Genomic DNA, 21,116 nt, shown 5'->3' with positions numbered 1-21,116 from the left:
ACGCCGTCTGACCTTTTGTCGGGCTGACAGGATTTGAACCTGCGACCACTTGACCCCCAGTCAAGTGCGCTACCAAACTGCGCCACAGCCCGTGTGCTGATGAGTCCACCAGCAGCAGGTCGACAGCCTACCGTAGCCGCGGGCCCGGGCCGCCATTGCCTCGCTGACCTGCGTGTCTCCTAGTCGTCCGGCGTCGCGAACCAGGCGTCGACCTTTTCTACCCAGGCCAGCAGTGCCTGAGCGAGCTCGGCTTCGCGGCGGTAGAAGCGCTGCGCAGGGACGGGCACGCTGACCGCGACCATCTCGTCGCTCACACCCTTTAATACGGCGCCGACCGCGCAGACACCCTCGCTCTGCTCTTCGCGGTCATATGCGACGCCCCCGGTCCGGACGCCGTCCAGCTCCTTGCGCAGCGCCGCCGGCGCCGTGATCGTGTTCGCGGTGAGCCTGGCAAGCCGACTCGGCAGGGCTCGGGCCTGCTCGTCGGCCGACAGATTGGCCAGCAGGGCCTTGCCGTTGGCGCAACAGTGCAGCGGAAACGACTCGCCGACCGCGCTGATGGCCCGCAGGCGGTGCGGGGAGACGACCTGGTCGACGAAGGTCGCGCGATCACCGTCCAGGATCGACAGGTCAACGGTCTCCTCCAGTTCGCGGGACAGCTCCTCGATGAAGGGGTGCACGTCGAACACGACGCTGCGGCGCACGGTGGTAGCCATGCGGGCGATCTCGGGACCCAGTCGATAGCGGCCCCGCGCCGCGCGCGCGGCCACCAGGCCTTCGTCGTCGAGCGCATTGAGGATCCGGCTCACCGTTGAGCGCGCCATGCCCAGCCGCTCCCCGATCTCGGCCTGGCTCAGCCCGCCGGGATGCGCCTGCAGCAGGCGCAACATTTCCGCTGCGCGGGCGATGACCTGAATTCCGCTGCCGCGGGCCTCATCTGAGTCGACAGTCACCTCAGCCCCCGGTCTCGATGCGGTAGCTGCCCGTGGGATCGACGATCGCCACCAATCGCACGATACAGCCGTCGCCGCCGACCCACCGCCACGGGAACGCCGCGAAGGTGACCCGCTTGCCGGTGACCTTGTCCAAGTCGCCGCCCACATTCTCGAAGCCGTAGATGCCTTGAGACAAAATCGCCCGGTGGCACGGCTCCCACTCCGGGAAGTCGTCGAGCACATTCCGGCCGGTGTGATCCTCGTATTCCTTTACCGCCCAAGGCAATAACCCACCCGTATGCTCGGCCGGACCGTGCGGGGCGATCGCGGTGGCCATCGGATGGTCCAACGCTTGGGTGTCCGTGCCGACGGCTTTGACGCCCTTGGCGGCGAACCACTCCCCGGCTTCTTTGTAGAAACCCGGCGAATAGGCGTAATACTCGGCACCGTCGGCGTAGGTGTGGTGCCAGCCGGTATTGACGATCACGATGTCACCGGGCCGAATCTCGGGCGTGGCCTGCTCCAAGTCCTCGGCGGTGACGACCTCCCACTTCTTTTTCGGGATCGACACCACCACCCCGGTGCCGAAGAACGCGCTCAGCGGGATCTCGTGCAGCAGCGGCGTGCCTTCGATGACGTGGCCCGGAGCGTCGATGTGCGTGCCGGAATGCATGACAGTGGTGACCTTTTGGGTCAGCACCCGGCTTTTGGCCATGGTGTGCAGGCGTTCGATCTTGACGTCCTCGAAGTACGGCCAGGCCGGCACGCCATGACCCCACGGGTGCGACAGGTCGTAGAATTCCAGCTTCGATTCGGCTTCGCCCAGCGGCCAGGCCATGGTCACGACGGTTCCTTTCGGGTCAGCATGCGGTGTAGCCGCCGTCCAGGTACATGACCTGGCCGGTGTAGAAACTCGACGCGTCGCTGAGCAGATAGATCAGTGCGCCGACGAAGTCTTCCGGTTCGGCGAAGCGGCGCAACGGGATTCGGGCGAACATCGCCTCGCGGGTTTGACGCCCCTTTTCGTCGTCGGCGTACATCCACTCGGTCAGCTCCGACCGGAAAACGGTGGGCGCCAAAGCATTTACCCGAATGCCTTGTGGGCCCCACTCGGCGGCCAAGGATTTGGCCAACAAGTCGGTCGCCGCCTTCGACGGGCAGTAGGCGCTGTAGCCGGCGGCATGCCCGAGGCTGCCGCGCACCGAGGAGACGAGCACGACGCTGCCGCCCCCGCCCTGCCGCAGCAGCACCCGACCGGCGGCCTGACATACCAGCCAGGCGCCGCGCGCGTTCGCCTTCATCACGTCGTCGAAATCCTCGACGCCCATCTCGGTGATGGGTGCGACGTGATTCATGCCCGAAGCGACCAAGACGCCGTCGAGCCGACCGTGCTTGGCCACGGCCCCGTCGACCATGGCCTGCGCGTCGGCCGGGGTATCGGGCCGGCGGACCACGACCGCCAGGTCATGACGACCGGTCTCGTCGACGAGCTCGGCCAGCCGCTCGGTGTTGCCCCCGGTCAGCGTCAGCCGAGCCCCGGCTTCGGCCAGGGCCTTGGTCGCCGCGCTGCCCAGCGATCCGGTCGCCCCGGTGATCAGGATCGACTTGTCCCGCACGCTAAACCGCGCCGCGCTCACTAATCCTCCGATAAATTCCTGCGATACGGGTAGATTCTCCCGTTATATGAGAGAACGGTAGCACGAATGTGAGAGTTAGTACTCGGCCCAGCGCTGGGTGTGTACCCAGGGTGGCGAGTGTGAATGGAGGGCGGCCTAGGCTCACACTCGCCGCAAAAGCGGTGCGTTGAGGGCGGCCGACGCGCACACTCGACGCAAAAGCGAAAGTCAGCGGCGCTTGGCTGTCCCGCGCTTTTCGCGCACCCGCACATTGATGCGGATCGGGCTGCCGTCGAACCCGAACGTCTCGCGCAACCGCCGCTCCAGGAAGCGGCGGTAACCGGCCTCGAGAAAGCCGCTGGTGAACAGGACGAACGTCGGCGGCCGGGCGGCGGCCTGGGTAGCGAACAGAATTCGGGGCTGCTTGCCGCCGCGCACCGGGGGCGGCGTGGCCGCGACGACTTCCTTGAGCCAGGTATTCAGCGGGCCGGTCGCAATCCGGGCGTCCCACGACGCCAGCGCGGTCTCCATCGCCGGCACCAGCTTCTGCACGGCCCGCCCCGTCTTGGCCGAGATGTTCACCCGCGCCGCCCACTGCAGCTGCGACAGCTCACGGTCGATCTCGCGGTCCAGCAGCTCGCGCCGGTCCTCGTCGACCAGATCCCATTTGTTGAAGGCCAGCACCAGCGCCCGGCCGGCCTCGATCACCATGGACAGCACCCGCTGGTCCTGCTCGGTCAGCGTCTGCGAGGCGTCGATCAGCACCAGCACCACCTCGGCGGCATCGATGGCCGAGTGAGTGCGCACCGACGCGTAGAACTCGTGTCCACTGGCCTGTCCGACCTTGCGCCGCAGACCCGCGGTGTCGACGAAACGCCATATCTTGCCGCCCAATTCGATCAGCGAGTCCACGGGGTCCACGGTGGTTCCGGCGACGTCGTGCACCACCGAGCGCTCGTCGCCGGCCAGCTTGTTGAGCAGCGAGCTCTTCCCGACGTTGGGCTTGCCGACCAGCGCTACCCGGCGCGGCCCGCCGACCGCGGGTGCCGCCTCGGACACCTCGGGCAATACCGCCAGCACCTCGTCGAGCAGATCGGCAACGCCGCGACCGTGGATCGCGCTTATCGCATGTGGCTCGCCCAGACCCAGCGACCACAGCGCGGCCGCGTCGGATTCGACCTTCTCGCTGTCAACCTTGTTGGCGGCCAGGAAAACCGGCTTGCCCGAGCGCAGCAGGATGCGGGCGGCGGCCTCGTCGGCACTGGTCGCCCCGACCGTCGCGTCGACCACCAGGATGATCGCGTCGGCGGTGCGCATCGCCACCGACGCCTGTTCGGCGACCAGCTGCTGCAAGCCCTTGGCGTCGGGCTCCCATCCCCCGGTGTCCTGGACGACGAACCGGCGTCCGGTCCACAGCGCGTCGTAGGAGACCCGGTCGCGGGTCACGCCGGGAATGTCCTGCACGACCGCTTCACGCCGGCCCAGGATCCGGTTCACCAACGTCGACTTGCCGACGTTGGGACGGCCGACGATCGCGACCACCGGCGCGGGACCGGGCTCGTCGAAATCTCCCGAGTCGGAATCGACTACTTCCCAATCGCTTTCGTCGGCCCAGGTGCCGTCCTGAGTCACCGCATGGCCTCGCTTCGCTGCCGGACCACTTCCAGCAGGTGATCGATCACCTGGGCCTCGGTCATGTCGCTGGTGTCGACGGTCACCGCATCGGATGCTGGGCGCAGCGGCGACAGCGTGCGGGTGGAATCGAGATGATCGCGGCGGCGCACGTCGGCCAGCACGCCGTCGTAATCGTCGGGCAGGCCCGCGGCGACGTTCTGGTCGTTGCGGCGCCGGGCCCGGGTTTCGGCCGACGCGGTCAAGAAGATCTTCACCGGCGCGTCGGGCAAGACCACGGTCCCGATGTCGCGGCCCTCGACGACGACATTGCCCGGCCCCTTGGCCATTTCGCGCTGCAGAGCGACCAGCCGGGTCCGTACGGCGCCAACCGACGACACCGCCGACACCGCTCCGGTGACCTGGTCGCCGCGGATCTCTGCCGAGACATCCTCTCCGGCAAGGAAGTAACGGTCGCCGTCGGGGTGGTAGTCGACCGACATCTGCACCGTCTCGGCAACCCGTGCGACCGCGTCCGCGTCGCCCGGGTCGATACCGTCGCGCAAGACGGCCAGCGTCACCGTCCGGTACATGCCCCCGGTGTCCAGGTAGCGCGCACCCAACGCCGAGGCCAATCCCTTTGACACCGAGGACTTTCCGGTTCCCGCCGGGCCGTCGATCGCCACCACGATGCCGCCCGTCACAGGCCGATGGTTCGCTCTACTCCCGTCACTCACTGCGTTCGTTCCGCTCGTTCCGCTCACAGGCCCACCGCTTTGTACAGCTGGCCGATCTCACCCTGGCTCAACGCCCGGATGTGGCCCGGGCGCTGCTTGCCCAGCGAGACCCCGCCGATGTCGGTTCGCACCAGCGCCTCCACCGGGAAGCCCACGGCCGCCAGCATCCGGCGCACGATCCGATTGCGGCCTTCATGCAATGTCAATCGCACCAACGTCTTTCCGGGAATCGCGTCCACCACCGCAAAATCGTCGACCCGCGCCGGGCCGTCCTCCAACTCGACACCGGCCCGCAATTGCTTGCCCAGCCCGCGCGGGACGGTGCCGGAGACCGTCGCCAGATATGTCTTGGGCACTTCGTGAGAGGGGTGCATCAACCGGTGTGCCAGCTCGCCGTCGTTGGTCAGCAGGATCAGCCCCTCGGTGTCGGCGTCCAACCGTCCCACGTGAAAGAGCTTCTTGTTGCCCCGCACTCGCCGCTCGACCAGATCGCCGATGCACGGCCGGCCGCGGTCGTCGGACATCGTCGAATGCATTCCACGCGGCTTGTTCAGCGCCAGATACACCTGCGCCTCGTCGACGACGATTCGGGCTCCGTCCACGCGAATCACCGACGCATCGGGATCGACCCGGGTGCCCAGCTCGGTCACCACCTGACCGTCCACCTCGACGCGCCCGTCGACGATCAACTTCTCGGCCGCCCGACGCGACGCAATTCCGGCTTGGGACAACACTTTTTGCAGCCGAACCCCTTGATCTTCGGCCATCAATCCTGGTCCACGTCAAACGACAACGACTGTTCGGTCGTCTGTCCACCCGACAGCTTGATGAAACGTGGTTCGCTGTCCAGGGATTCGCTCAGATCCTCGATCGTGTCGACGTCGGGAAGCAGCGGTGCGATATCGGGCAGGTCGGCCAGCGACTCCAGGCCCAGGCGTTCCAGGAACAACTCGGTCGTCGCGAAAGTGGCCGCACCGCTGTCCTCGTCGACGCCGGCCTCGGTGATCAAGCCGCGCGCCAACAGGGTTCGGATGACGGCGTCCACGTTGACACCGCGGACCGCGCTGACCCGCGCGCGGGTCACCGGCTGGCGGTAGGCCACCACGGCCAGGGTCTCCAGCGCTGCCCGGGTGAGCTTGGAGCGCGCTCCATCCAACAGCAGCTTCTCCACGTAGGGGGCGTACCGGGCCCGGGTGTACATCCGCCACCCCTCGCCGGACTTACGCAGGTCGATGCCGCTGTCGCGTGCGGAGAGTTCCTCGGACATCGCCTGCAGCTTGGCGGCGATGCGGTAGACGGGTTGCTCGGTGGCCGCGGCCAGCGCTTCGTCGGTGACCGGGGCGTCGACCACCAACAGCAGCGCCTCCAGCACGGACCCGAGTTCCTCGGGATCCATCGGCACTACCTCGGCGATATCGGGGATGCCACCGTCGGGATCACCAAGATCGAGGTCGGGCAGGTCTTCAGTCATTACTCGTCCCGTATTTCGGTGCTCGGACGCTCGCCGGTCCACGAAATCTGGAGCACGCCGAGCGGCTCCGACTGGTCGAATGCTACCGCCCGGGACCGATACAGCTCGAGCAGCGCCAGGAAGCGTCCGACCACCTCCATCGGTACCTCGCAGTCGGCGACCAGCTCGGAAAATGTGGCCCATTGACCGGCGCCCCGCGCTTCGAGCATCGACAGCAGTTGCTGGGCCTGCTCGGGCACCGAGACCATGAGGTCGTGCAGGTGGCCGACCGCCACCGTCGGCACCGGCCGCGGGGTGAATGCGACCGCGGCGATCTCGGCGAAGCGCTGCGCGTCGACGCCGATCATCACCTCGGGGAGCAGTTCGGTGAACCGGTCCTCGAGCGACACCGCGCGCGGGTAGCTGCGCAGCGCGGTGGCTTCCAGCTCGGCGAACATCTCCGCGACGTGCTTGAACGCGCGGTACTGCAGCAGCCGGGCGAACAGCAGGTCGCGCACCTCGAGCAGCGCGAGGTCTTCCTCGTCGTCGATCTGCCCGGCTGGCAGCAGCCGCGCGGCCTTGAGATCCAGTAGGGTCGCGGCGACCACGAGGAACGCGGTGGTCTCCTCCAGATCCAGCTGGGCGCCGATCTCGCGGGTGTAGGCGATGAAGTCGTCGGTGACCTGGTGCAGCGCCACCTCCGTCACGTCGAGCCGATGCGCGAAGATCAGCTGCAGCAGCAGGTCGAACGGCCCCTCGAAGTTGGTGAGGCGGACCTGGAAACCGGTTGAGGAGCCGGTCTGCGGTGGCGCCTCACCATTAGCTGTGTCGTTCACGCGCCGAATCGGTCGATGAACTCGCGGGCCAGCGCGCGATAGGCGATGGCGCCCGTCGACTTCGGCGCCCAGGTGGTGATCGGTTCGCCCGCCACACTGGTCTCCGGGAAACGCACGGTCCGGGTGATCACGGTGTCGAACACCAGGTCACCGAAGCGCTCGACGACGCGGGCCATCACCTCGCGGGCGTTGACGGTGCGCGGGTCGTAGCGGGTCAGCAGGATGCCGCTGATCTCGAGCTTCGGGTTGAGCCGGTCACGCACCTTGTCGACGGTATCGGTGAGCAGCGCCAGGCCGCGCAGCGAGAAGAACTCGCACTCGGTGGGGATGACCACGCCGTCGGAGCAGGCCAGCCCGTTGACGGTGAGCAGGCCCAGCGACGGCTGGCAGTCGATCAACACGTAGTCGTAGCGGTCCAGCACCGGGTGCAGCGCCCGGCCCAGCGTCTGCTCCCGCCCCACCTCGTTGACCAGTTGAATCTCGGCGGCCGACAGGTCGATGTTGCTGGGCACCAGGTCCAGGTGCTTGACCCGGGTGGACAGCAGCACGTCCTCGATCGAGACCCGCGGCTCCACCAGCACGTTGTGAATGGTCTTCTCCAGGTCGTAGTGCGGGACGCCCAGGCCCGCCGACAGCGCGCCCTGCGGGTCCATGTCCACCAGCAGCACCCGCCTGCCGTACTCGGCGAGCGCGGCGCCCAGGTTGATCGTCGACGTGGTTTTCCCGACGCCACCCTTCTGGTTGCACATCGCAATCACCTTGGCCGGGCCGTGCGACGTGCGCGGCTGCGGTTCCGGGATCGCCCGCGGCGGACGCCCCGTCAAGCCGATCTCGACGGCGTCGTCCGGGTGCTCGGTCGTCATGCCCGGGGTGTTGCAGAGGTGAACATCGTCGGAAAGTCTAACGGGTAGGCGCGCGTAAACCGGGCGACCCGCAGGCGAGATAACCAGGGAATATGCGCAAACAGCGCGGTGAGCGCCCGGCGGGGCATCCAGAGTTAACTTCAGTCACACCAGCAACATTCGGCCCGCGGCTTGCCGGGTCTATCGTTAGGCCCATGGACCTCAAACGACGGGTACCGCTGCTGCGGTGGTCGGTGTGGCGGATGGCCGCCGGAATTCGCAACATCAGTACGACGGGCCAGATCGGCGACGGGCGCGAGGCGGCCGCGGTCGACTACGTCGTCAACAACGCCCGCGCCGGTGACATCGACGACGTGCTGGCCACCATCGACAAGTTCGCCTACGAGAAGTCGATCCTGATCAATGTCGGCGACGAGAAGGGCCTGCTGCTCGATGCCGCCGTGCGCCGGGCCGACCCCACGCTCGCGCTGGAGCTGGGTACCTACTGCGGCTATGGCGCGCTGCGGATCGCCCGGGCCGCGCCGAACGCCAAGGTGTTCTCCGTCGAACTCGCCGAGGCCAACGCGGTCAACGCTCGGCGGATCTGGGAGCATGCCGGTGTCGCCGACCGGGTGACCTGTGTGGTCGGCACCATCGGCGACGGCGGGCGCACGCTCGACGCGCTCGCGGGACACGGATTCGCTTCTGGCGCACTCGATTTCCTCTTCATTGACCACGACAAGGCCGCCTACCTCGACGACCTGCTGAGCATCATGGACCGGGGCTGGCTACACCAGGGCTCGATCGCGGTCGCCGACAACGTCCGGGTGCCGGGCGCACCGAAGTACCGCGAGTACATGCGCCAGCAGCAGGGCAAGCTGTGGAACACCGTCGAGCACAAGGCTCACCTGGAATACCAGTCGATGGTGTACGACCTGGTGCTCGAGTCCGACCTTTTGGGTTGACCACTGTCCGTCGAACGTCGACTTGTTGTGGGGATTTCCGCGTTTTCGGCCCGACAATTCGACGCTCGGCGCGAAGGATCAGGTGGCGCGCGGGTGGGCGCCGGCCCACACTTCGCGCAGGGCGTGCACGGTGACCAGGGTGTAGATCTGGGTGGTCGTCACCGAGGCGTGGCCGAGCAGCTCCTGCACGACGCGCACGTCGGCCCCGCCTTCCAGCAGGTGGGTGGCGAACGAGTGCCGCAGCATGTGCGGCGACACCCCGGAGGTGATCCCGGCGCGCTCGGCGGCGTCCTGCAACACCTGCCACGCGCTTTGCCGCGACAGCCGTCCGCCGCGGGCGTTGAGGAAGATCGCCGCCGTGCCGCGGCCGCGGCGAGCCAGCTCCGAGCGTCCCCGCACCAGGTAGGCGTCCAGCGCCGCCACGGCGGGCCGACCGATCGGGACCAGCCGCTGCTTGCCGCCCTTGCCGCGCAGCAGCACCGACCTGGCCTGGGTATCGATGTCGTCGACGTCGAGGCCGACGGCTTCGGAGATCCGTGCTCCGGTCGAGTACAACAACTCCAGCAGCGCGCGGTTGCGTAGCGTCAGCGGACCGTCGGACGGGCTGTCCCCGCCCGCGCCTTCCAGCAGCGCCAGTACCTCGTCGATGGTCAGGCTCTTGGGCAGTCGCCGGCCCGGCGTGGGCGGGCGCACCGCGCGTGCCACGTCCAGCTCGGCCAGCCCCTCGGCGGCGGCGAAGCGGTGCAGGCCGCGCACCGCGATCAGCGCCCGCGCCGCCGACACCGCCGACAAGCCCGCCGCCCCGGAATCGGGATCGCCGCGGCGCAGCGCCACCAGGAACTCGCTGACGTCGTCCTCGCCGACCTTGGCCAGGTCGTGAATTCCGCGTTCTTCCAAGTGCTTTGAATACCGGCGCAGATCGCGCCGATAGGAGCTGAGGGTGTTGGCCGCGACCCCGCGCTCGATCGTCAGGTGGTCGAGATAGCCCTGCAGTTGGGTCTCGAGCGTCAGCGCGGTCGTCATCGGTCGACCGCTTTCCGGGCGGCGAAAGCGCTGGGCTTGTCTTCCCACGGGATGTCCACCGGGCGCGGCTGCGCCACCCTGGTCGTCACGGCGTGCACGGCCAGAATCCCGGATACCGCAATGGAATTGACCACTTCCCCGCTGAAAACAAGGCGCACCGCGTCGTTCACCGGGACCCAGCGCATCGTCAGATCGGCTTCCTCGTCGTGCGCCTCGGGGCGGCCGATCTCGGTGAGCCCGGTGGCCAGAAAGACGCGTACCGATTCGTCGCTGTATCCGGGCGCGGTGTCGAGGTCGACGAGAACCTGCCAGGTGTCGGCGCGCAGACCGACTTCCTCCTCGAGCTCGCGGGCCGCGCTGAGGTGAGCCGGCTCGCCCGCGAGGTCGAGCAGACCCGCCGGCAACTCCCACAAGCGCCGGCCGAAGGTGTGCCGGTACTGGTAGACCATCGCGATGCTGTGATCGTCGCGCATCGCCACGATGGCTACCGCGCCGTAGTGCTCCAGCACCTCGCGTGCCGCGGTGTTGCCGCCGGGCATCCGCACCTCATCGCGGCGCAGAGTGAAAATCTTTCCGGTGTAGAGCGTTTCGCTCGACGCCGTCTCGAATACATGCTCAGCCACGAGTGGCGGGTTCGGGTATCGACCGCTCGGCAGTGTCTCGATGCTGGTTGCCGTTGGAGGTGTGCTCGGGGATCTCCACCGGCAGCAGCTCGCCCTTCTGATAGTCGATCGCCGCACCGACGAATGCCACGAACAGTGGGTGTGGCCGGGTGGGCCGGCTCTTCAGTTCGGGGTGCGCCTGGGTGCCGACGACGAATGGGTGGATGTCCGAGGGGTATTCGACGAACTCCACCAGGTGGCCGTCCGGCGAGGTCCCGGAGAACCGCAAGCCGCTTTCGGCGATCTTCTCCCGGTAGGCGTTGTTGACCTCGTAGCGGTGCCGATGCCGCTCGGACACCTGGGTGGCACCATATGCTTGCGCCACAATCGAATCCGGATCGAGTACTGCGGGGTAGGCGCCCAGTCGCATGGTGCCGCCCAGGTCGGCTTCGCCGGCCACGATGTGCTCCTGATCGGCCATCGTCGAGATGACGGGATCCGGTGTGGACGGTTCGAATTCGGCCGAGTTGGCCTCGGTCAGACCGACCGAGCGGGCGGCCTCGATCACGATGCATTGCAGCCCGAGGCACAGCCCGAACACCGGTAAACCGCGCGACCGTGCATATCGGATGGCGCCGATCTTGCCCTCGATGCCACGGATGCCGAACCCGCCGGGGATCAGCACCCCGTGCACGTCGGCCAGCGCCGACGCGGCACCAGCGGTGCTCTCGCAGTCGTCGGAGGGCACCCAGACCATCTCGACCTTGGCGTGATGCCTGAACCCGCCCGCGCGCAAGGCTTCGGTCACCGACAGGTAGGCGTCGGACAGATCAACGTACTTGCCCACCAACGCAATTCGCACGGTCTCGTGCGGCTCGTGCACGCGGCGCAGCAGGTCGTTCCACTGCGTCCAGTCCACGTCGCGGAACGGCAGGTTGAGCCGGCGCACCACGAACGCGTCGAGCTCCTCGCGGTGCAGCACCTTGGGGATGTCGTAGATCGACGGCGCGTCCGGAGTGGAGATGACACCGTCGATGTCGACGTCACACATCAGCGCGATCTTGTTCTTCAGCGGCTCGGGAACGGGACGGTCGCAGCGCAGGATCAAAGCGTCGGGGGTGATACCGATGCTGCGCAGCGCGGCCACCGAGTGCTGAGTCGGCTTGGTCTTGAGCTCACCGGACGGCGCCAGGTACGGCACCAGCGACACGTGCAGGAAGAAAACGTTCTCCCGGCCGACGTCGTGGCGGACCTGCCGCGCGGCCTCCAGGAATGGCTGCGACTCGATATCGCCGACGGTGCCGCCGATCTCGGTGATCACGACGTCCGGGCGGCGTCCGTCGGCGTCGGGTTCGGCCATGGCCAGGATGCGGCTCTTGATCTCGTCGGTGATGTGCGGGATCACCTGCACGGTGTCGCCGAGGTATTCGCCGCGGCGCTCCTTGGCGATGACCGTTGAATACACTTGCCCGGTAGTGACATTCGCCGAGCCGGACAGGTTGCGATCCAGAAACCGCTCGTAGTGGCCGACGTCGAGGTCGGTCTCGGCGCCGTCTTCGGTGACGAAGACTTCGCCGTGCTGGAACGGGTTCATCGTGCCGGGGTCCACGTTGAGATACGGGTCGAGCTTTTGCATCGTGACGTGGAGTCCGCGGGCGGTCAGTAGCTGGCCGAGGCTACTGGCGGTCAAACCCTTGCCGAGGGAAGAAGCGACCCCGCCGCTGACGAAGAGGTGCTTGGTGGTGGTTTGCGGATGCCTACGCACTTAAGCGACCTCCGTGAAGACGGGCAGGGCGTCGTTATGTCTCGCTTTTAACCAGCTGGGCCTGCCGACCCACGGAAATCCACCCTAACACCAGCGACCCCAGGGCGCGGCTAACACGCCCAGCGACAGACGGGTGGCGCGCGATTCGCTACTGCGCAACGGTGATCGACGTGGCGCCGTGACCGGTGCCGTATTGCCCGACATGGCCGCCGTTGAGCAGGTCATGCAGGCCGAGGATCGCGGTGATCCGCCCGGGTGCGGCGTCGACATCGTCGACGGTGCTGATCGCGGAGTTGATGCCGGAGTCGGCGCGCGCGACCGCGACCGCGGCGCCGCCCGTCGACGATCCGTCCCGCCCGGCCAGCAGCGTCCCCGAGCCGTGCGGCGCCAGCGCCGCCGCGAAGCGGGCCACGCTCACCCCCTGATTGCCGGCATCCTGGGGCAGCGCGCCGCCGGTGACGATCAGGGCGGCGTTGGCCGCCCCCATGTGATCGCTGGGCTGGTATGTGACGAATCCGCTCTCGCGCAGCGCCGCCAGCACGGTGTCGCGCGCAGTGTCATCGACGGGTGGGGCCGCCGGGTTGGCGTTGATCAGCAGGGTGATGCCCAACAGGTCACCGGCCTGGGATCCCTGGTCGACTAGCTTGGTGCTGAGCTGCTGGCCGGCGGGCAGCACCGACGAGTTCACCACGGTCCGCAGCTTCTCCGCGGAGTTGGCGTCGACGAACTCCTGGGTCAGTGCCACTGTCCCGGTGACGGTCCCACCGGCCTGCCCGACGATCTTGGAGACCGCGGCGACGTCGTCGTCCTTGGCGTCCGGGGTGCGGAAGACCACGACGGATTTGCCTGCCAGCCCGTCGCGCACGATCCGGCCCATCAGCTGGTTGTCGAAATTGTTTGCCGCGCTGAGCTTTTCATTCAGAACGTTCTTCTGGTCGTTGAGCCCGTTGATCTGCGTGTAGAGATCCCGCTTCTCGTCCCGCAGGCTGGACAGCAGGGTGTCGGACAAGAAGCCCGACCCCAGCACGACGCCGACGGCCAACGCGAGAAAGACCGCGGCCAGCGAGAAGGCATGTTGGCGTAACGAGATCATGAGCGCACGTCCTTACGGCTGACTACGTGACCAAGTGCTGAATCCACAGGGAGAAGTGATTCCAGTAGTCGGTGACCCAGTGCAGCACCACGCCGTCGGTGCGCGACACCCACAGCGCGACGATGACCGCGATCAGCATCGTCAGCGCCAGCAGCGCGATGGCACCGCCCGAGATGTGGTTGCGGTACAGCGTGGCGACCGCCTTGGCGTCGACCACCTTCTCCCCGACCCGAAGCCTGGTCAAAAACGTCGACGGGTTGCTCTGGGTCCGCGTCCGGTCGAAGAACGTCTCGATGTTGGCGGTGTGACCGGCCGTCACCAGCAGCGCCGCGCCGTGGTGGTCGGCCAGCAGCAGCGCCAGGTCGACGGCCGAGCCCGCGGCCGGGAAGGTCATCGCCCCGACTCCGAGGTCCTGAATCCGCTCCAGCCCGGGCGCGTGGCCGTCGGCGTCGGCCGGCAACACGACGTGGGCGCCGCACTTGAGGGCTTCGGTGCTGATCTGCTCCGGGTCGCCGACGATGAGCTGCGGCCGGTAACCCGCCTTGCGCAGCACGTCGGCGCCGCTGCCCACGCCGACGAGCACCGGCTGATACTCCTTGATGAACGGCTTGAGCGAGCGCAGGTCGTCGGCGGCGCTGTCCTCGTCGGCGACGATCACCACGTGGCGGCGACGCAGGTCGAGGTCGATGTCGGGAATGCCGATGCCGTCGATCAGCAGCGGGCTCTCGCTCTTGATGAACTCAATTGTGTTGCCGGCGAACGCCTCCAGATGGGCGGCCAGGCCGCTCTTGGCCTCGCGCATCAGGTCGGCGATGTCGTGGTCGGTGCGCTCGGTGCCGCGGATCAGCCGACGCTCGCCCGCGTACACCCCGCCTTCATGCAGGCGAATCTTGGCGCCGTCCTTGACCTTCTTGAAGATGTCCGGCCCGGTCTCGTCGATCAGCGTGACGCCGTTGTTGACCAGTACCTCCGGGCCCATGTTCGGGTAACGGCCGGAGACCGACGGCGAGGCGTTGACGACGGCGGCGATGTCGGCCTCCACCAGCGCCTCGGCGGTGATGCGGTCCAGGTCCAGGACGTCGAGCACCACGATGTCTCCCGGGCAGACCCTTCGCAGCAGGCGGTCGATATTGCGGTCCACCCGTGCGGTGCCGGTCAAACCCGGCCGGGAAGCATTTCGTGTGAGCAGCCCTGACATCTTCATGGGGGCGATTCTGGCCGCGATCACCGGCTCAGGCGTGGAGGCGCGCCGTAACATCAGCCCCAGAAGTTATCTAGAGTCACATCAGTAACAGGTGGGTGTCGATGCGGTCTCGAGTGTCGACTTGTTGGGCTCAAAGGGGCCGTTTTCCCGCAACAAGTCGACGCTGGGCGGGACGGGCGACGCTTAGATCTCGTCGTTCTGGGCGCCGTCGAGCAGTTCGCGGGCGTGGGCCCGGCCGCTGTCGGATTCGCCCAGCCCGGCCAGCATCCGCGCCAGCTCGGCGACCCGCTCGTCGCCGGTGACCCGGCGCACCACACTGGTGCCCCGCGGCCCGGCCGGATGCACCACCAGGTGCACGTCGGCGTAGGCCGCGACCTGAGGCAGATGGGTCACCACGATGACCTGGTGGGTGCGCGCCAACCGTGCCAACCGCCGCCCGATCTGGACGGCAGCCCTACCGCCGACGCCGGCGTCGACCTCGTCGAACACCATCGTGGTGCCCCTGGAAATCTTGCGCGACGCGGCCAGCACGACTTCCAGCGCCAGCATCACCCGGGACAGCTCGCCCCCGGAGGCGCTCTTGGCCAGCGGCAGCACCGTCATGCCCCGGTGGGCGGCGAAGCCGAACTCGACCTGGTCGACGCCATCGGCGCCGGCGTGGACCAGCTCGCCGGAGGGCAGCGTGAAGGTGGCCGGGTCGTCCTTGTCGACGGTGACGTCGGTGCTCACCTGGATGGTGAAGTCGGCGTCGGCCATCGCCAGCCCGGCCAGCTCCGCGGTCACCTCTTTGGCCAGCCGCTTGGCCGCCTTGCGCCGGCACTTGCTGAGATCGACTGCGGCTTGGGCTAGTTCACCGGCGAGCTCGTCGGCGCGGCGCTGCAGTGCGGCAAGCCCCTCCTCGGAGACGTCCAGCTGCGCGAGCCGCTCGCGGGATTCGGCCGCCCACTGCAACACCCCGTCGACATCGGCGGCGTACTTACGGGTCAGCGTGCGCAGTTCGGCTTGGCGGGCCAGCTTGGACTCCAGCGCGCTGGCATCGACCGGCAACTCGTCGAGGTAGCCGCCGAGCTCCTGGGCCGCGTCGTCGACCACCGTCTGCGCCTCACGGACCTGCTCGGCCAGCGCCCGCAGCTTGGCGTCGTCGGTGGATTCCAGTGCGGCCCTGGCCCGCCCGAGACTGTCGGCGGCGCTGGTCCCGGACAGGTCCTCGCTCGACAACGCCGCGCGGGCGGTGGCCGCGGCCTCGCGCAGGGTGTCCAGTTCGGACAGCCGCACGATGTCGGCGATAAGGGCGTCGTCCTCCCCGGGTTGCGGGTCGACGGCGTCGATCTCGCCCAGCGCGAAGCTCAGCCGGTCGGCCTCCAGCGCAAGCTCGCGCATCCGGTTGCGGCGGTCGAACAGGTCGCGCCGCGCCGTCAGCCAGGCGTCGCGCAGTTTGCGATAGCGCTCGAGGGCGGGGCCGGCCTTCGCGAAGCGGTCCAGCGCGCCGCGTTGCGCCTCGGGCTGCATCAACCGCAGCTGGTCGTTTTGCCCATGCAGGGTGAGCAACTCGGTCGTGAAGTCACCCAACGACTTCGCGGGCACGCTGCGCCCACCCAGATACGCCCGCGACGGCCCGTCCCGGCTGACCGAGCGCAACGCGATCACGCTGCCGTCCTCGTCGCGCTCCCCGCCCGACGCGTCCAGCAGTTCGTCCAGCTGCGCGATCGCGGCGTCGTCGAGATCGGTTGTGGTGAAACGGCCTTCGACAACCGCGCGGTCGGCGCCCGAGCGCACCCGGTTCGCGTCGGCGCGGGCACCGCCGAGCAGATGCAGGCCCGTCACCACCATGGTCTTGCCGGTGCCGGTCTCACCGGTCAGCACGGTCAGGCCGCGGTCGAACTCCCCGACCGCAGAGCTGATCGCACCCAATGACTCGATGCGGATTTCGGTCAGCATTGCATCAGCACCGCTGCGGGGCCGTTACTTTCCGCGCCAACCGGTCACGGGCAACCGGAACTTTCGCACCAGCCGGTCGGTGAACGGCGCACTGTCCAGCCGTGCCCATTTCACCGCGGTGCCACAGCGTTTCACCTCGAGGCGTCCTCCCGCGGGTAACAGCATTTCGCGGCGACCGTCGCAGAACACCAGGGCGTCGTTGCCGCTGGCCTCGATCTCGATCGCGATCGTGGCCTCCGGGCTGGTGACCATCGGCCGGCCGAACAGCGCGTGAGCGTTGTTGGGCACCACCAGGATCGCCTCGAGGTCCGGCCACAGCACCGGGCCGCCGGCGGAGAACGCGTAGGCGGTGGATCCGGTGGGTGTGGACACCAGTACGCCGTCGCAGCCGAACGTCGACACCGGCCGTCCCTCGATTTCGACGACCACACCCAGCACGCCCAGCCGGGGGCCCTTCTCCAGGCTGGCCTCGTTGAGCGCCCAGCCCTGATCGATCAGCTTCCCGCGGTGGCGCACCGCGATGTCGAGCGTCAGGCGCTCCTCGACCCGGTAGTCCTGGGAGACCACATGTTCCAGCACCCGATCGATGGCCTCGGCTTCGGCCTCGGCCAGAAAGCCGATGCGGCCCAGGTTGACGCCCAGCACCGGAATGCCCGCATTGCGGGCAAGTTCGGCCGCGCGCAGGAAGGTGCCGTCGCCGCCGAGAACCAGCACCAGTTCGCAGCCTGCCGCGGCGTCCGGCTCGGCGTCGACCACCTCGATTCCGACGCCCATCGCCCGCACGTCGTCGGCAGACAGTTGCAGCGGCCCCCGGTCGGCCGCCTCGGTGGACAAGACGCGAAGCGCAATGCCGTTGTCGCTCAACACTTTCTGGACACGGCGCGCGGTCTCGGTGGCTTCCTCGCGTCCGGTGTGCACGACCAGCAGAATGGTGCGTTCGGCGGTCATTGCGGGCCCTCGCCTATCGCGCGGTGCACCGCGTCGACGAGCCCGTCGCCGATCAGCGTGCGATCGGTGTCGGCGCGCAGCCACAGGAAGTACTCGACATTGCCCGACGGTCCCGGCAGCGGGCTGGCCGTGACGTCGACGGTGTGCCAGCCCAGCTCGCCGGCGCGTCGGGCAACCGCCAGCACCGCGTCGGCGCGCAGCACCGGGTCCTGTACCACGCCGCCGGCGCCGACCTGGCCCTTGCCCACCTCAAACTGCGGCTTCACCATGGGAACGATATCCGCGCCGGGGTCGGCGCAACCAGCCAGCGCGGGTAACACGGTGGACAGCGAGATGAACGACAGGTCGGCCACCACCAGGTCGACGCGTCCGCCGATCGCCTCGGGCGACAGGTCGCGAACGTTGGTCCGCTCGACGACGATCACCCGCGAATCCGCGCGCAGCGACCAGGCCAACTGCCCGTAGCCGACATCGGCGGCCACCACCTGCGCGGCGCCCCGGTCCAGCAGGACCTCGGTGAAGCCGCCGGTCGACGCGCCGGCGTCCAGGCAGCGACGGCCCTCGACCTCGATCCCGAAGGCGTCGAGCGCGCCGATCAGTTTGTGGGCTCCGCGCGAAACCCAGCGACGCTGGCCGTCGTCGGCGACGGTCAGGGCCGCGGTGGCCGCGACGGCGGTGCCGGGTTTGACCGCGGGCATGCCGTCGATGCTGACCTTCCCGGCGCCGATCAACTCGGCGGCCTGCTGACGGGATCGCGCCAGGCCGCGCCGCACCAGCTCGGCGTCAACGCGGGCGCGTCGTGCCATGCCCGCACCTCAGCCCTTCTCCGCCGACTCCAGCGCGGCCAGCAGCACGTCATGCGCCTCGGAAAGCCGGCGTGCGATGTCTTCGAGCTCGGCCAGCGACGGGCCGTTTTCCCGGTTCTCCGGGTCGGCCAGGTCGGGCAGCTGCGCCAACAACTCGTCGATGTCGGCGCGAATCTGTTCAGGATCGATATTCATTGCGGTTCTACGGTAGTCATCCGCTAGTCCCCGTGCACGAGAGACCAGCGTTCGAGCGCGTCGCGGGCCCGGTCGTCGCCGGCCCGGATGCGCGCCGGCCGGGCCTGGGAATCGGAGTACCCGGCGCCCCACACCGCGCTGGCGACCGCGCGCACGATCGACAGCCCGTCACCGTCCTCGTCGTCGGCGCCGTTGCCGCTGACCGTCACCACGCCATCGCCGACGTCGATCGCCCAGCCGGGCTGCGGTGCGACCGCGAGCAGGTTGCCGTCCCGGTGCAGCGCGCGCAGGTCGTGGCCGATGTAGGTGGGCCGCTGCGCGGGCACGGCGTACACCGCATCGCGCGCGCTGTTCACCCCGGTCAGCACCATCAGGCTGGGTAACTGGGCGGCGTTGGCGCCCTCGATGTCGGTGTCCAGCCGGTCGCCGATCACCAGTGGCGCGGAAAAGTCCCCGCGCGCGACCGCATCGTTGAGCAGTGTCGGAGCGGGCTTTCCGGCCACCTTGGGTTCGGCACCGGTGGCCGCTCGCAGCGCGGCCACCAGGGAACCGTTGCCGGGCAGCAGACCCCGCTCGGTCGGCAGCGTGGGGTCGACGTTGGCCGCCACCCACAACGCGCCGGCCCGGATGGCCAGTGCGGCCTCGGCGAGATCGGGCCAGCCGATCGTCATCGACAGGCCTTGGACGACGGCGACCGGGTTGTCGGCGAAGCGGCGCACCGGACGAAGTCCGACCGCGGCGATCTCGTTGGCCAGCGAGTCGGTTCCGACGATCAGCACGGGCGAATCCGGCGGCAGCTCAACCGAAAGCAGATGCGCGGCACTTTGGGCGCTGGTGACCACGTCGCCGCCGGTGGCGGTGAAGCCGAGGTCGCGCAGATGCGTGGCCACTTCGTCGGCGCTGCGGGAGGCGTTGTTGGTGACGAACAGCTTGCGGCTAGTTACCTCGTCGAGCGTCTGCACCGCCCCGTCGGTGGCACTGTGGCCACGAAACACGGTGCCGTCCAGATCGATGAGCAGGCAATCGTATTCCTGCGCAATGCTTTTCATTTTTCGTATCTCGAGCCCAGCTCGCTGACCCGGTCTTCGGCATCGGTGACACCGTCGACATCGGCGGCCGCGGAGTGCAGAAACCATTGCAGCGCTTCGTCGTTGCGGCCGAGCGCCAGCAACGTGTCGGCGTAGGCGTAGAACAACCGGGCGGGCGTCGTGCCGGAGCGGGTCGGGTCCAGTTGCGGCGTGGACAACACGGTCAGCGCCGCCTCGCGCTGCCCGAGATCGGAGCGGGCGCCGGCGACCACGATGCGCAGCTCGTCGGCGTCGTCGCCGCTGAGCTGAGCCGCCTCCTCGCCGCGCGCCAGTTCGATCGCCCGTTCCGGACGGCCAAGGCCGCGTTCGCAATCCGCGATCAACGCCAGCAACGAGGACTTGCTGCCCATCCGGCGGGCCGCACGCAATTCGGACAGTGCCTGGGCCCAATCACCGCAGCGGTAGGCGGCGATCCCGACGGCTTCGCGAATCGCGGCGATCCTGCTGGACCTGGCCCGCGCGGCACGGGCGTGATTCAGCGCGGCTTCGGGGTCTTCGTCCATCAACTCACCCGCCGCAACCAAATGCCGCGCCACCGCATCGGCGCTGGCGCGGTCCAAGGTGCTCAGCTCACCGCGGATCTCGGGCGCGAGCTGTTTGGCGTCGATGTCGGGCGGTATCGCGGGCCCGTCGTCGCCCGGGCGGTCACGGTCGGCGGTGTTCTGCGGCTGGGCCGCGCGCGCCCGGCCCGGTCCCGACCACCGGTCGCCGCGCTCGGTGCGCGGCCCGCGCCTCGGCGCGCCCCCGGACCCCGAGCGCGGACGTCGTTCGCCGTTGTGACGCTGCCTGTCGTCGCCCACTGGTGTCGTTCACCTCGATTGCTCCCGGTCTCCCCGAAAGGATACGGGCAGCCGGGTGAGGGACTCGCTACGCCTTGAACCGGTCCGGAATCAACGGCGCGATCATCGCAGGACAGAACGTGCCGATCGCGATGATCGTGAAAATGCCCGCATTCTTCTCGGTCATCCCGTTGCCGGTGGCCACTTCCGACACGACCGAATCGAACGACCCGCCCGGCTGGATCAACATCGGGCAGACCGATTGCCCCTGCGCCAAAGTGGTGGCCGGCTGGGTGACGGCAATGCCGGCATTGGTCAGCCTGGACAGGAAGGCATTGCCTGCGATGTCGGCGCGGATGGGCGCCGCCATCGTCGCGGCGGCGGCGATCAAGGCCGCGGTCAACGCCATGAACCCGAAGGCCTTCGCCTGTGCCCCGACCCCTAAGGTCCACTGGTACGTCATTGATTGCGCCGTCATCTCTCGCTTCTCGTCGATTGTCCGGTGGCTGCGCAAAACACTGTGACTACAGTGGCCAACGCGGGTCACGTTCAGGGCACGGCAAGGTAAAGGTTTGCACACCACCGCGTTTTGCTCCGAACGTCTTGACAAGTTCGGGTGCAATATGTTCCGCCGCCGGTCGCCCACCCTGGCCGTCGGTCGCGGTGGATTCGCATAATGCTTT

22 protein-coding genes and 1 tRNA gene are annotated in these 21,116 nt (G+C 68.3%); 1 reads left to right on the top strand and 22 read right to left on the bottom strand.

Annotated features, from left to right (window positions below; genetic code table 11):
* Positions 1 to 18 precede the first annotated feature (18 nt).
* The 10 genes from BN973_RS14305 to BN973_RS14260 form a co-directional block, all read right to left on the bottom strand.
* Positions 19 to 92, bottom strand: a tRNA-Pro gene (locus BN973_RS14305).
* A gap of 87 nt (positions 93 to 179) precedes the next feature.
* On the bottom strand, positions 180 to 953 hold the full coding sequence (locus tag BN973_RS14300) for an IclR family transcriptional regulator (RefSeq protein ID WP_036468924.1): 774 nt from the start codon (positions 951 to 953) through the stop codon (positions 180 to 182).
* Position 954: 1 nt separating this feature from the next.
* Positions 955 to 1,779, bottom strand: coding sequence for a cyclase family protein (locus tag BN973_RS14295; protein WP_036468923.1), 825 nt, complete (start codon positions 1,777 to 1,779; stop codon positions 955 to 957).
* A 16-nt stretch (positions 1,780 to 1,795) separates the two neighbouring features.
* Positions 1,796 to 2,572 carry an SDR family NAD(P)-dependent oxidoreductase gene (locus BN973_RS14290; RefSeq protein WP_232232080.1) on the bottom strand — a complete coding sequence of 259 codons (777 nt, stop codon included), beginning with the start codon at positions 2,570 to 2,572 and terminating at the stop codon, positions 1,796 to 1,798.
* Between the two features lie 207 nt (positions 2,573 to 2,779).
* The gene (gene der, locus BN973_RS14285) at positions 2,780 to 4,183 is read right to left on the bottom strand and encodes a ribosome biogenesis GTPase Der (protein WP_036468921.1); all 1,404 of its coding nucleotides are present in this window, start codon (positions 4,181 to 4,183) and stop codon (positions 2,780 to 2,782) included.
* Complete coding sequence (cmk, locus tag BN973_RS14280) at positions 4,180 to 4,866, bottom strand: (d)CMP kinase (RefSeq protein WP_036468920.1); 687 nt, start codon at positions 4,864 to 4,866, stop codon at positions 4,180 to 4,182. The genes der and cmk overlap by 4 nt, the downstream gene beginning before the upstream one ends.
* Positions 4,867 to 4,922: 56 nt before the next feature.
* The gene (locus BN973_RS14275) at positions 4,923 to 5,666 is read right to left on the bottom strand and encodes a pseudouridine synthase (protein WP_036468919.1); all 744 of its coding nucleotides are present in this window, start codon (positions 5,664 to 5,666) and stop codon (positions 4,923 to 4,925) included.
* On the bottom strand, positions 5,666 to 6,370 hold the full coding sequence (scpB, locus tag BN973_RS14270) for an SMC-Scp complex subunit ScpB (protein ID WP_036468918.1): 705 nt from the start codon (positions 6,368 to 6,370) through the stop codon (positions 5,666 to 5,668). The genes BN973_RS14275 and scpB overlap by 1 nt, the downstream gene beginning before the upstream one ends.
* Positions 6,370 to 7,185, bottom strand: coding sequence for a segregation/condensation protein A (locus tag BN973_RS14265; protein ID WP_036468917.1), 816 nt, complete (start codon positions 7,183 to 7,185; stop codon positions 6,370 to 6,372). Before BN973_RS14265 ends, scpB begins: the two co-directional genes overlap by 1 nt.
* The gene (locus BN973_RS14260; RefSeq protein WP_025734920.1) at positions 7,182 to 8,048 is read right to left on the bottom strand and encodes a ParA family protein; all 867 of its coding nucleotides are present in this window, start codon (positions 8,046 to 8,048) and stop codon (positions 7,182 to 7,184) included. Before BN973_RS14260 ends, BN973_RS14265 begins: the two co-directional genes overlap by 4 nt.
* Before the next feature lie 194 nt (positions 8,049 to 8,242).
* Here BN973_RS14260 and BN973_RS14255 point away from each other — a divergent pair, with 194 nt between their 5' ends.
* On the top strand, positions 8,243 to 8,992 hold the full coding sequence (locus tag BN973_RS14255; protein ID WP_036468916.1) for an O-methyltransferase: 750 nt from the start codon (positions 8,243 to 8,245) through the stop codon (positions 8,990 to 8,992).
* Positions 8,993 to 9,070: 78 nt separating this feature from the next.
* Here BN973_RS14255 and xerD read toward each other — a convergent pair whose 3' ends face one another.
* The 12 genes from xerD to BN973_RS14195 all read right to left on the bottom strand — a co-directional run bounded on the left by xerD (position 9,071) and on the right by BN973_RS14195 (position 20,896).
* Positions 9,071 to 10,015: a site-specific tyrosine recombinase XerD gene (gene xerD / locus BN973_RS14250; RefSeq protein ID WP_036468915.1), complete on the bottom strand. Its 945-nt coding sequence runs from the start codon at positions 10,013 to 10,015 to the stop codon at positions 9,071 to 9,073.
* Positions 10,012 to 10,638, bottom strand: a complete 627-nt coding sequence (locus tag BN973_RS14245) for an NUDIX domain-containing protein (protein ID WP_036468914.1) — start codon at positions 10,636 to 10,638, stop codon at positions 10,012 to 10,014. The genes xerD and BN973_RS14245 overlap by 4 nt, the downstream gene beginning before the upstream one ends.
* Complete coding sequence (locus BN973_RS14240) at positions 10,631 to 12,382, bottom strand: CTP synthase (protein ID WP_036468913.1); 1,752 nt, start codon at positions 12,380 to 12,382, stop codon at positions 10,631 to 10,633. Before BN973_RS14240 ends, BN973_RS14245 begins: the two co-directional genes overlap by 8 nt.
* A 148-nt stretch (positions 12,383 to 12,530) precedes the next feature.
* The gene (locus BN973_RS14235; RefSeq protein ID WP_036468912.1) at positions 12,531 to 13,475 is read right to left on the bottom strand and encodes a copper transporter; all 945 of its coding nucleotides are present in this window, start codon (positions 13,473 to 13,475) and stop codon (positions 12,531 to 12,533) included.
* A gap of 22 nt (positions 13,476 to 13,497) precedes the next feature.
* Positions 13,498 to 14,679 (bottom strand): putative cytokinetic ring protein SteA, encoded by a 1,182-nt coding sequence (gene steA, locus BN973_RS14230; protein WP_036468911.1) that lies wholly within the window; start codon positions 14,677 to 14,679, stop codon positions 13,498 to 13,500.
* A 183-nt stretch (positions 14,680 to 14,862) separates the two neighbouring features.
* Positions 14,863 to 16,617, bottom strand: a complete 1,755-nt coding sequence (gene recN, locus BN973_RS14225; protein WP_036468910.1) for a DNA repair protein RecN — start codon at positions 16,615 to 16,617, stop codon at positions 14,863 to 14,865.
* Positions 16,618 to 16,641: 24 nt separating this feature from the next.
* Entirely contained in the window at positions 16,642 to 17,565 is a 924-nt protein-coding gene (locus tag BN973_RS14220) for an NAD kinase (protein ID WP_036468909.1), read from the bottom strand.
* Positions 17,562 to 18,371 (bottom strand): TlyA family RNA methyltransferase, encoded by an 810-nt coding sequence (locus tag BN973_RS14215; RefSeq protein ID WP_036468908.1) that lies wholly within the window; start codon positions 18,369 to 18,371, stop codon positions 17,562 to 17,564. Before BN973_RS14215 ends, BN973_RS14220 begins: the two co-directional genes overlap by 4 nt.
* A 9-nt stretch (positions 18,372 to 18,380) precedes the next feature.
* On the bottom strand, positions 18,381 to 18,566 hold the full coding sequence (locus tag BN973_RS14210; protein WP_036468907.1) for a hypothetical protein: 186 nt from the start codon (positions 18,564 to 18,566) through the stop codon (positions 18,381 to 18,383).
* 23 nt (positions 18,567 to 18,589) lie between these two features.
* On the bottom strand, positions 18,590 to 19,615 hold the full coding sequence (locus BN973_RS14205) for an HAD-IIA family hydrolase (protein WP_036468906.1): 1,026 nt from the start codon (positions 19,613 to 19,615) through the stop codon (positions 18,590 to 18,592).
* Positions 19,612 to 20,454, bottom strand: a complete 843-nt coding sequence (locus BN973_RS14200) for a tetratricopeptide repeat protein (protein WP_084163396.1) — start codon at positions 20,452 to 20,454, stop codon at positions 19,612 to 19,614. The genes BN973_RS14205 and BN973_RS14200 overlap by 4 nt, the downstream gene beginning before the upstream one ends.
* Before the next feature lie 67 nt (positions 20,455 to 20,521).
* On the bottom strand, positions 20,522 to 20,896 hold the full coding sequence (locus tag BN973_RS14195; RefSeq protein ID WP_051641588.1) for a DUF732 domain-containing protein: 375 nt from the start codon (positions 20,894 to 20,896) through the stop codon (positions 20,522 to 20,524).
* Positions 20,897 to 21,116 lie beyond the last annotated feature (220 nt).

The sequence above is a fragment of the Mycobacterium triplex genome (genome assembly GCF_000689255.1).
Taxonomy (GTDB): Bacteria; Actinomycetota; Actinomycetes; order Mycobacteriales; family Mycobacteriaceae; genus Mycobacterium; species Mycobacterium triplex.
The sequence above is the reverse complement of the archived record's forward strand: the minus strand, read 5'-3'. Positions and strand labels throughout refer to the sequence as shown.

Coding starts and splice junctions, on each gene's coding strand:
- BN973_RS14275 (WP_036468919.1), bottom strand. CDS start 5,666: ATGGCCGAAGATCAAGGGGTTCGGCTGCAAAAAGTGTTGTCCCAAGCC.
- scpB (WP_036468918.1), bottom strand. CDS start 6,370: ATGACTGAAGACCTGCCCGACCTCGATCTTGGTGATCCCGACGGTGGC.
- BN973_RS14260 (WP_025734920.1), bottom strand. CDS start 8,048: ATGACGACCGAGCACCCGGACGACGCCGTCGAGATCGGCTTGACGGGG.
- BN973_RS14255 (WP_036468916.1), top strand. CDS start 8,243: ATGGACCTCAAACGACGGGTACCGCTGCTGCGGTGGTCGGTGTGGCGG.
- xerD (WP_036468915.1), bottom strand. CDS start 10,015: ATGACGACCGCGCTGACGCTCGAGACCCAACTGCAGGGCTATCTCGAC.
- BN973_RS14235 (WP_036468912.1), bottom strand. CDS start 13,475: ATGATCTCGTTACGCCAACATGCCTTCTCGCTGGCCGCGGTCTTTCTC.
- steA (WP_036468911.1), bottom strand. CDS start 14,679: ATGAAGATGTCAGGGCTGCTCACACGAAATGCTTCCCGGCCGGGTTTG.
- recN (WP_036468910.1), bottom strand. CDS start 16,617: ATGCTGACCGAAATCCGCATCGAGTCATTGGGTGCGATCAGCTCTGCG.
- BN973_RS14220 (WP_036468909.1), bottom strand. CDS start 17,565: ATGACCGCCGAACGCACCATTCTGCTGGTCGTGCACACCGGACGCGAG.
- BN973_RS14215 (WP_036468908.1), bottom strand. CDS start 18,371: ATGGCACGACGCGCCCGCGTTGACGCCGAGCTGGTGCGGCGCGGCCTG.
- BN973_RS14210 (WP_036468907.1), bottom strand. CDS start 18,566: ATGAATATCGATCCTGAACAGATTCGCGCCGACATCGACGAGTTGTTG.
- BN973_RS14205 (WP_036468906.1), bottom strand. CDS start 19,615: ATGAAAAGCATTGCGCAGGAATACGATTGCCTGCTCATCGATCTGGAC.
- BN973_RS14195 (WP_051641588.1), bottom strand. CDS start 20,896: ATGACGTACCAGTGGACCTTAGGGGTCGGGGCACAGGCGAAGGCCTTC.